Consider the following 12,005-nt stretch of genomic DNA (forward strand, 5'->3'; position numbering starts at 1 on the left):
GCTGTCTTCGGCTAAATCTGCGGTCTGGTCAGCCACATCGGCAGGGCATGGCCCGCTCGGCCCGTCAGGGATGCTTCGATACATCGGCCCAGGTTGCCGAACCTGACCCTGCAGCCGGACAGGCCGGGGCCGTAATGGGCGTATTTTCCCGAATTCGTCATCAGCGTGCGGGTCTTGACCGGGAAAACCGGGCGAGAGATCGAACACCAGCACAGGTCGGGGATCACCTGCACCCCCGCCTGTTCCAGCAGCGCCAGGGTTCCTTCGGCACGCGCCTGCGCAATCGTGTCGCGGCCCGCCGTCAGGATGGTGGGGATCAGCACCCGGCGCCCATCAAGGCCTGCGGCCAGCGCGCGGCATTCGCCCGGCGAGGCGTGGGGGCTGCCCAGGGCGACAAGGTCGATGTCCTCCGGCCCCTCGTTCAACAGCTGCCAGCCTTGTTCCATATCGGCCAGGGTGATCCGACGACGATCGGCCTCATTGCCGATTTGCCCGGCTTCGGGTGTCACCCCCTCCAGATGCAGCATCGGCGCGGCGGAAGTCGTGCCAAAGGCCGCGCACAGGGCCTTCAACTCGTCCGTGCCGGGACTTGCATCCGCAAGCCCGCGCAGAACGGGAATGCGGTCGGGCGACAGCTTCCCGGCCAGATAGCCGATCAGCGGCCAGAAGGCATCATCGGCATTTTGGGGTAGGTCCACGTCGATGATGCGCCGGGCCTTGCGCTGTTCGTCCAGATAGACGCCCGACAAGGGCGCCCGCCCCGTGATCGCAATGCACAGGTCTAGGAAATCCGGGTGCTTGGCGGTGCGTGCCCCCAGAACGCTGTTGGCATAGATCACCGCGTTCGATTCTGCCCAGGCAACCGCCTCGCCCATGCCCGGCGCGCTGTCCAGAAGATAGGGTGAACAGGTGAAGGTCGGGCGGCAGCCCATCGCCACATAGGCATCGGCCAGCCGCTGCGCAGGCCCGCCAAAGCTGGGCGGCACGCCTTGGGCGCGCCAGTTGTCGTGATCAACGGAAATCGCATTCATCGTCGTCGGCACCCTGACCCTGGCACCCATCGCCACCATCTTTTCAGCAAAGGTCAGGTTTGCGGGACTGGCATAGATGCAGCCGTCGATATGGGCCTGGGTCACGTCCACAAGCCCCCTGGCCCCCTGCTCGGCGGCCATGGCGCAGATGATCCGCATGGCCTGCGCCCTGGCCGCGCCTCCCTCGCCCGCCAGCATCGCGCGGTCGCCGGCAGTCAGGTCCAGCGATGCCGTGGCAGGCGGCAGGACCGGGATCGACAGCGCGCCAGCGGTGATCCGATCCAGTCCGATCGCTGCATGGCTTTCGTTGGACATGACCGTGAAATCCCGGTCTGACAGGCGCAGGACCGGCAGAGCCTTTCCGAACATCTCGACCGCGATCAGGGCGCCCAGGGTCACGACATCCTCGGGTTCGGAAAAGACCAGCGCCACCGGGCCGCGCCCAGACAGGACCAGATCAAGCAGCACCCCCGACCCCGTGCAGGATCCGCGCGTGGAGGGCATCATCAGCACGCTGCCGGTGATCGCCTGCCCATGCAGCGGGTGATGCACGTCGATGACCGTGCCGGTCGCGGGATCCACCCCGCCCCAGAAGCTGAGCGGCTCGCCGGACGCGATGACCGGCCCCTCTGCGATGCCCGGCAGGATGGACAGCGCCGTCATTGCTTCAGCGTCGGCGTGACGCCCCATGTGTCGGACAGCATATAGCCCGCCTGCCACGGGTCGTCGGGATCCAGGTAATAGCTGTGCTGCCCCGTGATCCAGGCCCGCCCGGTGATCTGCGGGATGATCGTGGTCCGTCCGCCGCTTTCCCGCACCTCGAGGATCTGGCCGGTGAAACGCGACCCGATGATGGATTCATGGATCAGCACGTCGCCCTGACCCATCGACCCCCGCGCCTGCAGCACCGCCATGCGGGCCGAGGTGCCCGTCCCGGTGGGCGAACGGTCCGACCGGCCGGGCGCCACGATGCAGGTGTTGCGCGTGACGTTCCCCGGACCCTGGAAGGGCATCGCGAATTGCACGATGGATACGCCGCGCACGTTCGGGAAATCGGGATGGACCACATCGAACTGCTGTCGCGCGGCGTGGCGGATCTTCTCGCCCAGGGTGGCCAGGTCGCGGGCCTCGTCGGGGCGGATCTGGAAACCGAGGGCTTTCGCATCCACGATCCCGAAGAACATCCCGCCATAGGCGATGTCCAGCGGGATGGTGCCATGGCCCTCGACTTCCAGCGCGCCGTCCAGAACGGCGGCAAAGGCGGGGGCGTTGCGGAAGGTGACGGATCGGCACTTGCCGTTTTCGCAATCCGCCGTCACCTCGATCACGCCGCCGGGCATATCCAGCTTGAAGCGGGTGACAGGCTCGACCATCGGCACCATGCCGGTTTCCAGCAGCACGGTCGCCACGCAGATCGTGTTCGACCCGGACATGGGGACGTATTCCGTAGGCTCCATCACGATGGCGCCCGCAGCGCAGCCGGGGGTGATCGGCGGGACGATCAGGTTGACATGGCGCGCGACCGATCCGCGCGGCTCGCAGATCAGCAGGCGGCGGATGTGGTCGTGGTCACGCTCCATCGCAATCATGCGCTCCATCATGGTGGCGCCTGCAGGGGGCAGAACGCCGCCGATGATGACATCGCCGATCTCGCCCTCGGCATGGCAGCCGATCACGGAAATCGAAAAACGAGAGCGCATGGCTTATTCCTTTTGGTCGTTCGCCGGCGGTGCTGCATATGACCGGCCCGCATTGAACCAGTCCTGCGGCGGGGTTTCCTGGAAAATGACGGTAGTGGCCTCTGCCGGAATGCCAGCCATCTCGGTCAGCATCCGGGTGATGCCGGCGGCGATATCGGCTTTCATGTCCGGGGATCGGCCGGGGAACAGTTCGATGCGGACGATGGGCATGGACAGCCTTTCGGGGAAATGGACGGTCACTTGACGACAAAGCCGTGGGCAAAGGGATCGCGCTCGGCATCGATGAAGATGGTGTTCAGCCCGGTCTGGCGCGCCCAGCCGGCAATCGAGGGGATGATCGCGGCGCGTCCCGCCACGGTGGTCGCGGCCTCGACCCGGCCCTTGAAGATGCTGCCGATGATGGATTCGTGGTGGAATTCGTCGCCCACGGCCAGCTTGCCCCTGGCCGCCAATTGCGCCATCCGGGCCGAGGTGCCAGTGCCGCAAGGGCTGCGGTCGATGGCCTTGTCGCCATAAAAGACGGCGTTGCGCGCGTGTGCCCCGGGCTGGGTCGGTTGCCCGGTCCACAGGATGTGGGACAGCCCGTTGATCGCCGGATGTTCGGGATGGACGAAGTCGTATTTCGCGTTCAACGCCGTGCGCAGCTTTGGCGACCAGCCGATCAGTTCGCCCGCCCTATGGTCGGCCATGTCGCGAAAGTTCTTCTGCGGCTCGACGATGGCATAGAAATTGCCGCCATAGGCCACGTCCACGACGATTTCGCCCAGTCCCTCGACCTCGGCCGTCAGGCCCTCGGCGTGAAGAAAGCCGGGTACGTTGGTCAGGCGCACTTCTTCGACAAAGCGGCCTTCCTGGCAGTATTCGATATCGACCTTGCCGGCGGGGGTCTCGATCGCCAGGCGGCCCGGGGTGCGGGGGGTGATCAGCCCGTTTTCGATTCCCATGGTGATGGTGCCGATGGTGCCGTGGCCGCACATGGGCAGACAGCCCGAGGTTTCGATATACAGGACCGCAACATCGCAATCCGCCCGCGTCGGGGGATAGAGGATCGACCCCGACATCATGTCATGGCCGCGCGGCTCGAACATCAGGCCGGTGCGGATCCAGTCGAAGTCGCGCAGGAAATGGGCGCGCCTTTCCAGCATGGTCGCGCCCTCCAGCCGGGGGGCGCCGCCTGCGACCAGGCGGACCGGGTTGCCGCAGGTATGGCCGTCGATGCAGGGGAAGATGTATTGGGTCATGTCCGTTTTCCGAAACGCGCCGGGGAAAAGGGCGCAAGGTCGATGGGGGGCGTGGCCCCGGTCACAAGGTCAGCGACAATCCGCGCCGTGCCTGCCGATTGCGTCAGGCCCAGATGGCCATGGCCAAAGGCGCAGGTGACGTTCGGATTGCCGGGCAGCGGGCCGATGGCGGGAAGGCTGTCGGGCAGGGACGGACGGAAGCCCATCCATTGCGTGCCGCCGGTGGTGCGCAATCCCGGCAGGAAGGCTGCGGCCTTGTCCAGCATCGCCCGAGACCGCTTGAAGTTCGGGGGCAGGTCCAGCCCGCCCAGTTCGACCGCCCCGCCGACACGGATGCCCGAGGACAGCTTCGTGACGACAAATCCGTGCCCGCCGAAGGTGACCTGGGTGCGCAGGTCGAAGGCGTCCCCGGGCAGCGTGGTGTTATAGCCGCGTTCGGTTTCCAGCGGGATGCGCACGCCCCGGCTGCGTGCCAGCCTGTGCGAAAAGGCCCCCGCCGCCAGAACCACCCGGCCCCGCATCGTCCCGCTGGCGGTCATGACGCCGTCATCGGTCAGGGCAGTCGCCTCGGCAATGACGATCCGCCCGCCACCCGCGCGGAAACGGTCAGCCAAGGCGACGGTATAGTCGCGCGGGTCGGCGATGGAATACCAGCCAGGCGTGAATGTCCCATGGGTAAAGCGCAGTGCCAGGCCGGGCTGAACCTCGGCCATCTCCTCGGGTGTCATGTGCCGGAAGGCAATGCCGTGATCCGCGCGCGCCTGCCAGCCGGGCAAGGACGCGTCGAATTCCCGCTGGCCTTCATAAACCTGAAGATTGCCGTCCTTGCGCAACATCGCCTGGGTGCCGGTTGCCACCAGGAACGGTTCCAGTTCGGCCCTGGACAGATCCATCAGGGCCGTCTGGCCCTTGGTCGAGGCCGCGACGCGGGCGGGCGAACAGGCGCGCCAGAACCGCATCATCCAGGGCGCGATCCGCAACGCGTAGGCCGGCGGCACAGACAGCGGCCCCAGCGGATCCAGCAGCCAGCGGGGCGCCTTGCGCATGATCCCGGGCGAGGCCAAGGGCAGGATGTCGGTAAAGGCAAATGCCCCCGCATTCCCGGCGGACGCCCCGGCAGCCGGGCCTTCGCGGTCGATCACCGTGACCGGCACGCCGCGCGCCTGCAAGGCCAGGGCGGCGGACAGGCCGACAACGCCCGCCCCGACAACGATCACGTCCGACATCAATGCGTGGCCGACAGGAATTTCTGCAATTCGGGATCCTTGGGCGCATTGAACAACTGTTCGGGGGGCGCGATTTCCGCCATGACGCCCTTGTGGAAAAAGGCCACGCGGTCGGATACCTCGCGCGCGAATTTCATCTCGTGGGTGACGCAGATCATCGTCATCCCTTCGCGCGCCAGCATCCGCAAGGTGTCCAGAACCTCGCCCACCAACTGCGGGTCAAGGGCCGATGTCACCTCGTCGAACAGCATATAGTCGGGCGACATGGCAAGCGCCCGGGCAATCGCCATGCGCTGCTGCTGGCCGCCCGACAGGCGCGAGGGATAGACCTTCAGCTTGTCGCCCAGGCCCACGTGATCCAACTGCTTGACCGCCTCGGCCTCGGCTTCCGCCCTGGACCGTTTCAGCACCTTGACCTGGGCCAGCATGACGTTTTCCAGCACGGTCAGATGCGGAAAGGCGTTGAACTGCTGGAAGACGATGCCGATCTTGCGGCGCAGCTTGTTCAGGTCGGTGGACCTGGCGTGAACAACGGTCCCGTCCACGGCGATCTTGCCGGAATCGATGGGTTCCAGCCCGTTGATGCAGGTCAGCAACGTCGATTTGCCCGACCCCGATCCGCCGATGATCGTCACCACCTCGCCCTTTTGGACGGTCAGGTCGATGCCTTTGAGGACTTCCAGCGCGCCGAAGGACTTGCGGACGTTTTCGATCTCAATCATTGGACCACCGTTTTTCCAGATAGCCGCCGAACCGGGCCAGCGGGAACGAGATGACAAAATAGAAGGCCCCGCAGATCATCAGAAGCAGCAGCGGTTCTTGCAGGCGGGTGATCAGGATCTGGGTCGATTTCAGCAGTTCCGTCACCTGCACGATATAGACCAGCGCGGAATCCTTCATCACCCCAAGCGCCAGCCCGATCCAGGACGGCAAGGCCACGCGGGTTGCCAGCGGCAACACGATGTTGCGCATATCCTGGCCCCAAGTCATGCCCAGGGACCGCGCCGCACGCCGCGTCGTCACCGGCACCGCCTCGATCCCGCCGCGCACGATTTCCGAACAGAAGGCCGCCGTGTACAACGACAGGATGATGCAGGCGACCGTGAAGCCCGAGATGTTCAGCCGCAGGATCGTGCCCAAGAACGCATTGGCCAGAACAAGCTGGATCAACAGCGGGATCGACCGGAAGATGTCCAGCACAAAGGTCAGCGGCGCCGCCCAGATCGGGCCGACCTGATAGCGGAAGACGCCAAAGACGATGCCCAGAATGGTCCCCGCGATCACCGAGATCATCGTGACCACGATCGTGATGCCAGCGCCACGGGCCAGAAAGGCGAAATCGGCGGCGGTCAGTGCGGTATCGAACATGGCCAGACCCCTTCAATACCGGAACAGCCGGGCAGCGATCAGCCGCGCGCCAAGGGTGATGACCTTTGTGATCACGTAAAAGATCAAGGCGGCCAGGGCGAACAATTCGAAGGTGCGGAAGGTCAGCGCGTTCAGATCCTGCGTCACGCCATACAGGTCGCTGTTCATGCCGACCGTGACGCCCAGGGACGTCATCAGGATTGCCCAGACCATCTGGTTGGTCATCGGCAGAAAGGCAATGCGCAGCATCTGCGGCAACACGACATAGCGGAAGGCCCCGCCCTGGCCAAAGCCCAGAGACCGCGCGGCGCGGGCCTGGGTGTCGGGAATGGCCTTCAGCGCGCCGCGAAAATTCTCGGTCAGATAGCCTGCGTTGTTGAAGGTGATGCCCAGCAGGATCGAGGCAAAAGGCGAAAGGTGGATGCCGAAGCTGCCCAACCCGAAATGCGCCATGTAGATCTGGAACAGGGCGGGGGTGTTGCGCGCAACCTCGACCCAGGTCTTCGAGACAGCGGACAGAACCCGCACGCCCGACAGCCGGAACATGGTCAGCACGATCGCAAGCCCGATGCCGATCACCATCGACAGGATGGCGATCTGCATGGTCACAAGCGCGCCATCCAGCATCTGCGGAAGCCGGGCAAGCGCCTGTTTCCATTGGAAGGTATAGTTGAACATGGGCCGTCCCGCGGCTGCTGCAAGGTGTCAGGGCGGTGCGGCACCTGCGCCGCCCTGACGGGTTTTCAGCGATAGATGCCGGGAACGGTCAGATCGGCAGGCTCGCCCTCGCCCACCCATTTTGCATAAAGTTCGGCATAGCGTCCGGTGCGGACCTGCTGGTTCACGAACAGGTTCAGGTAATTGATAAGCCCGTATTCCTCGCGCATCGTGAACAGCGCCACATAGTCGGGGACCATCGGCGCCTTGTCGATGATCTTGATGCCGGGGAAATTGCCCGAAGCGACGTTGGCATTCGCGACCTCGACCGTGGAAACCGTCGCGTCAAGCTGCCCCTGGCTCAGCGCCAGGAAAACGTCGGCTTGCGTTTGATACGGACGGAAGGTGCCCTCGCCCCATTCGTTGATCTGCTTTTCCAGCCAGATCGCCTCATAGGTGCCGGCGGTGGCCCCGACGGTCTTGCCCTTCATGTCTTCCCAGGTCGACATCTCGACGCCCTCGTTCCCGACGACGGCGTTTTCAAAGGCATAGTAGGGAATCGACATGCCGACCGTCTTGGCCCGCTCCAGCGTGTCCGAGGTCGAGGCGACGCCCACGTCCACGCGGCCCGACATCAGCGCGGGGATCCGTTCGGGAAAGGGGGTTTCCACGATCTCGGCCGTGACGCCCAGGGCGGCGGCCAGGTCGTTGCAATAATCCACGTCGAAGCCGATGGGATTGTTGCTGTCGTCGCGCATCCCCATCGGCGGGAAATCCAGCACCACGGCGCAGCGCAGCGTGCCCGACGAGATGATGTCGTCCAGCTTGTCGGCATGGGCCGGCGCGGCCAGGGCGGCCGTTGTCGCCAGCAGGCCAAGGGCCCGTGTGGTCTTTGTCATGGTTTTCTCCTGTCGGTGATGGGCCGGCCTATGCTGGCCGATTCCTTGCTTGCCACTATTCATAGGATGGAAGGGCATGGCAAATTAAAAATACAAACAGTATACAAATATTGCGCAAGGACATCACGGTCTGGAGTCATGCAGGAGGATGAGATGGACGAAACAGTATCGGTCGAAACGCTGCGTCAAAGGATCGAACGGATCTTTCTGCGCGCGGGAATGCATGAGGGCCAGGCCGCGCCCTTGTCCCGTGTCATTGCGGCGGGCGAACGCGACGGCTGCAAGTCGCATGGCATCTACCGGATCGAAGGCATCTTGCGCACCTTGAAGGCGGGCAAGGTATCGGGTTCGGCGGAACCTGTGCTGCAGGCGGCGGCTGGCGATGCCATTGTCCGCGTGAATGCCGGGGGCGGGTTTTCGAACGCGGCTTTCGAACTGGGCCTGCCGGTCCTGGCGGATCGCGCGAAAGACCTGGGGCTTGCCGCCCTGGTGGTGAATGATTGCGTCCATTTCGCGGCCCTTTGGCCCGAGGTCGAAGCCGTGACCGCCCACAGGCTTGCGGTTCTTGTGATGTGCCCCAGCTATGCCAGCGTGGCGCCTGCCGGGGGCAACCAGCCGTTGCTGGGCACGAACCCGCTTGCCTTCGGCTGGCCCCGGACGGGCCGCCATCCCTATGTCTTTGACTTCGCCACCTCGGTTGCGGCACGCGGAGAGATCGAACTGCACCGCCGCGCCGGAAAGCCCCTGCCCGATGGCTGGGCCATCGACCTGCAGGGCCAGCCCACGACCGATCCCGATGCGGCCCTGGCGGGCGCGATGCTGCCTTTTGGCGGACACAAGGGGTCGGCCATCGGGACGATGATCGAATTGCTGGCAGGGATCATGATCGGCGACCTGACCAGCCCCGAGGTGCTGGATTTCCTGGGCACGACGGCGCTTGCGCCTTTTCATGGCGAACTGATCCTGGCGATGTGCCCTGACAAATTCGCCGCCGGCCGGACAGGCGACCCCTTTGCGCGGGCCGAAGTGCTGTTCGAGGCGATCCAGGGCCAGGGCGCCCGCCTGCCCTCGCAACGCCGTTTCGCGGCTCGTGCCAAGGCGGAAGCCCAGGGGATCGACCTGACCGGCGCAGAGGTTGCGCAAATGGACCGCTTTCTGGCGCTTGGACTGGACGCGGTCGCCTGACGAATAAGGCCCCCGGTTTCCGGGGGCCTTGAGCAGGTCAGGGCTTGCAGGCCTGGACCGCGCCGGGAAGCGCGCTCCATTCCCCGTACCAGACCTTGAACTGATGGAGCTGCCGTTCGGCCCAGCCCCGCTGGCTGGGGGTCAATTCATCCGTTTCGTTGAAGTGCAGCGCGTATTCGGCGTCGCCCTGCAGCACCATCATGTGCTTGTAATACAGGACCAGATCGGTCCCTTCGTCCCAGGACGACAGGACCTCCAGCGCCTCGCTCATTTCCTTGGCGCGGGCACGGGCGTCCAGATCGCCCCCGGCCGCCGCCTTGGAAAGCGCCACGAAATGCAGGATCTCGTGCGGGATGACGTTGCCGATGCCGGTGATCGTGCCGGTGGCGCCGCATTTGACATAGCCGTGGTAAACGCCGGTGTCGACCCCTGCCATCAGGATCACGCCGTCATCCGCACTGGTGATGTGTTCGGCTGCATAGGTCATGGCGCGGGCACCGCCGAATTCCTTGAAACCCACCAGGTTCGGATGATCGGCCCGCAGGGCAAAGAACAGGTCTGCCTTGGTTTCAAAGCCGTAGTAAGGGCTGTTATAGATGACGGCGGGAAGGTCGGGCGCAGCCGCCAGGATCGCCTTGAAATGATGGCGCTGCGCGGTGGCCGACAGGCCGCGCGACAGCACCCGCGGGATCACCATCAGCCCCGCCGCGCCGACTTTCTGTGCATGGGCCGCATGGGCCACTGCCAGGGCGGAATTGACCGCGCCCGTGCCCACGATCACCGGGATCCCCGCGCCGACCAGACGTTCCACCCCTTCCATCCGCTGCGCATCGGTCAGCAGCGGCCAGTCGCCCATGGACCCGCAGTAAACGACCGCCGACATTCCCGCCGCGATCAGTTCTTGGGCTTTGCGCACAAGCGCGTCGTAATCGGGGCTGCGATCGGGGGTGCAGGGCGTCATCAGCGCGGGAATGACGCCGGTGAAGATCTGGGTGTTCATGGGAAATCCTTTTCGACGGACAGGCAGACGGCATCGCGGCCGATTCTCTCAACGGCAATCTAGCATTTGCATTTTATTTGTCGACAAGAATCCGGCGAGCTACAGGCCGATGGTCTGCCGTTCATCCCGTGCCAGGAAATGCTGGATTTGCCGGATGATCTGGTCGGCATGGGTCTTGGCCAGCCGGTCGCACAGTTCGGTATCGCGGGCGGTGATGGCGTCGATGATGTCTTCGTGTTCCTGGACGATTTCGGGGGGCAGGCGATCGTTGAAGGACTGGTAATACAGCCGCAGCAGGCGCCGGCCTTCGTCCAGGATGCGCAAGAACAGGCTGGCATAATATGGATTGCGTCCAGCCTCGGCGATGGCCGCGTGGAAATCGCGGTTGGAGGCGATCATTCCCAGCGCGTCCTGGGCCGCCACGGCAGCGGCAAAGCGGGCCTGATGCGTGCGGATCGTCTTGAGATCGGCAGGGCGGTGATAGGTCGCGGCAAGTCGCGTGGTCACGCGGTACATCAACGTCATCGCATCGAAAAAGGTGTGCAGGTTCAGGAAGTCGATGTTGGCGACCATGGTCGAGCGGTTGGGAAGGGTTTCCACCAGCCCCTCGCCCGCCAACCGCACCAAGGCTTCCCGGATGGGGGTGCGCGACATCCCAAAGCGCTCGGCCAGCTGCACTTCGTCGATAGGACTGCCGGGCAGCAGCACCAGATCCAGGATCTCGTCGCGCAGCTGGTCATAGACCAGCTTGACGCCTGACCCACGCCTGCGTTCGGGAAAGCCGCCGGTTTCTGCCATCGATCCGTTCTCCGAAATGCGCCATCAGGATTGTCGACATCATAAATACACTTTGTGCTTTTGCAGATCAATCGGGATGGTCCGGTGGTCGGGACGATCCGGGCCGGGTCACCGTGCCGGCGACCCTTTTTGACAAGTTTCATGGGCCTTGGGTGCCACCGATGCATGGACCTCTGCGCCCAGCGGACTGGACATTGGTCCGATCCGCCAGAAGGCGATCCGTGGTTCAATTCAGGGATGTCTCCGGGCCTTTGGCCCATCATGAAAGGATATGTCCATGCGTATGCAACCATCTTTCCCGTCTCGTCCGGCTGGATCGCGGCTGATGCTGCTGTTTCTTGCCGGGACGGCAATAGCCATGCCGGTCGCCCCTGATTTCAACCATGGTGCCTTTCCGACGCTTTCCCCGGCTTTCGCCCATGCCCGTGGAGGGGATGACAGCGGGGGCGACAACGGCGGGCATGGCCGCGGGGGGGATGACAATGGGGGCGATGGTGGCGGACATGGCCGTGGCGGTGACGACAGCGGCGGACGCGGCAGAGGCGGCGATGATCGTGGCGGCGACGACAGCGGCGGGCGCGGCAGGGGCGGCGATGACAAGGGCAGCGATGACCGGGGCGGCGATCGGGGGCGCGGCCGGGGCAGTGACGATGCCAGAAACGACGATCATGGCCGGGGACGCGGGCGGGACGATGGGCGCAATCCCGGCACCGTCGGCGACCGCACGCCTGCGCGCGCCGAAAGCTCGTCGCGGGGAATCGAGGTGACCTATGCGGACGGCTGGAAGGAAGAAGTCGAAAACGGCCGGTACGAGTTGAAGGACGCCCGGAACCGCACGGTGGTCGAGCGTGCGGCGACCCGGCAGGACTATGACCGTCTGGGTGCCATCGCCCGCTGAAC

13 protein-coding genes are annotated in these 12,005 nt (G+C 64.8%); 2 read left to right on the top strand and 11 right to left on the bottom strand.

All coding sequences use genetic code 11. The features are described from left to right. Positions 1-11 precede the first annotated feature (11 nt). The 9 genes from lhpI to LZ585_RS00270 form a co-directional block, all read right to left on the bottom strand. Positions 12-1,694: a cis-3-hydroxy-L-proline dehydratase gene (gene lhpI, locus LZ585_RS00230; protein WP_234854371.1), complete on the bottom strand. Its 1,683-nt coding sequence runs from the start codon at positions 1,692-1,694 to the stop codon at positions 12-14. After that, the gene (locus LZ585_RS00235) at positions 1,691-2,731 is read right to left on the bottom strand and encodes a proline racemase family protein (protein WP_234854373.1); all 1,041 of its coding nucleotides are present in this window, start codon (positions 2,729-2,731) and stop codon (positions 1,691-1,693) included. The genes lhpI and LZ585_RS00235 overlap by 4 nt, the downstream gene beginning before the upstream one ends. A gap of 3 nt (positions 2,732-2,734) precedes the next feature. Beyond that, on the bottom strand, positions 2,735-2,941 hold the full coding sequence (locus tag LZ585_RS00240) for a tautomerase family protein (protein ID WP_234854374.1): 207 nt from the start codon (positions 2,939-2,941) through the stop codon (positions 2,735-2,737). Between the two features lie 26 nt (positions 2,942-2,967). Next, a complete protein-coding gene (locus LZ585_RS00245; RefSeq protein WP_234854375.1) occupies positions 2,968-3,972 on the bottom strand; it encodes a 4-hydroxyproline epimerase in 1,005 nt (334 codons plus the stop codon). Further along, on the bottom strand, positions 3,969-5,198 hold the full coding sequence (locus LZ585_RS00250; RefSeq protein WP_234854377.1) for an NAD(P)/FAD-dependent oxidoreductase: 1,230 nt from the start codon (positions 5,196-5,198) through the stop codon (positions 3,969-3,971). The genes LZ585_RS00245 and LZ585_RS00250 overlap by 4 nt, the downstream gene beginning before the upstream one ends. Then, positions 5,198-5,920 carry an amino acid ABC transporter ATP-binding protein gene (locus LZ585_RS00255; RefSeq protein WP_234854378.1) on the bottom strand — a complete coding sequence of 241 codons (723 nt, stop codon included), beginning with the start codon at positions 5,918-5,920 and terminating at the stop codon, positions 5,198-5,200. Before LZ585_RS00255 ends, LZ585_RS00250 begins: the two co-directional genes overlap by 1 nt. Continuing rightward, positions 5,913-6,566, bottom strand: a complete 654-nt coding sequence (locus LZ585_RS00260; RefSeq protein WP_234854380.1) for an amino acid ABC transporter permease — start codon at positions 6,564-6,566, stop codon at positions 5,913-5,915. Before LZ585_RS00260 ends, LZ585_RS00255 begins: the two co-directional genes overlap by 8 nt. Positions 6,567-6,578: 12 nt before the next feature. Continuing rightward, complete coding sequence (locus LZ585_RS00265) at positions 6,579-7,244, bottom strand: amino acid ABC transporter permease (RefSeq protein ID WP_234854381.1); 666 nt, start codon at positions 7,242-7,244, stop codon at positions 6,579-6,581. Positions 7,245-7,309: 65 nt separating this feature from the next. Then, positions 7,310-8,122, bottom strand: a complete 813-nt coding sequence (locus LZ585_RS00270; protein ID WP_234854382.1) for an ABC transporter substrate-binding protein — start codon at positions 8,120-8,122, stop codon at positions 7,310-7,312. 153 nt (positions 8,123-8,275) lie between these two features. On the opposite strand from LZ585_RS00270, the gene LZ585_RS00275 reads away from it, so the two are divergent. Further along, positions 8,276-9,307, top strand: coding sequence for an Ldh family oxidoreductase (locus LZ585_RS00275; protein WP_234854384.1), 1,032 nt, complete (start codon positions 8,276-8,278; stop codon positions 9,305-9,307). A 37-nt stretch (positions 9,308-9,344) separates the two neighbouring features. On the opposite strand, the gene LZ585_RS00280 is transcribed toward LZ585_RS00275, so the two are convergent. Both LZ585_RS00280 and LZ585_RS00285 read right to left on the bottom strand, forming a co-directional pair. After that, complete coding sequence (locus tag LZ585_RS00280) at positions 9,345-10,307, bottom strand: dihydrodipicolinate synthase family protein (protein ID WP_234854386.1); 963 nt, start codon at positions 10,305-10,307, stop codon at positions 9,345-9,347. Between the two features lie 99 nt (positions 10,308-10,406). After that, positions 10,407-11,105, bottom strand: a complete 699-nt coding sequence (locus LZ585_RS00285; RefSeq protein ID WP_234854387.1) for a GntR family transcriptional regulator — start codon at positions 11,103-11,105, stop codon at positions 10,407-10,409. A 277-nt stretch (positions 11,106-11,382) separates the two neighbouring features. Between LZ585_RS00285 and LZ585_RS00290 the strand changes: the two genes are divergently transcribed. Next, a complete protein-coding gene (locus LZ585_RS00290) occupies positions 11,383-12,003 on the top strand; it encodes a hypothetical protein (RefSeq protein ID WP_234854388.1) in 621 nt (206 codons plus the stop codon). Positions 12,004-12,005: the final 2 nt, after the last annotated feature.

This window comes from Paracoccus everestensis, assembly GCF_021491915.1.
Classification (GTDB): Bacteria; Pseudomonadota; Alphaproteobacteria; order Rhodobacterales; family Rhodobacteraceae; genus Paracoccus; species Paracoccus everestensis.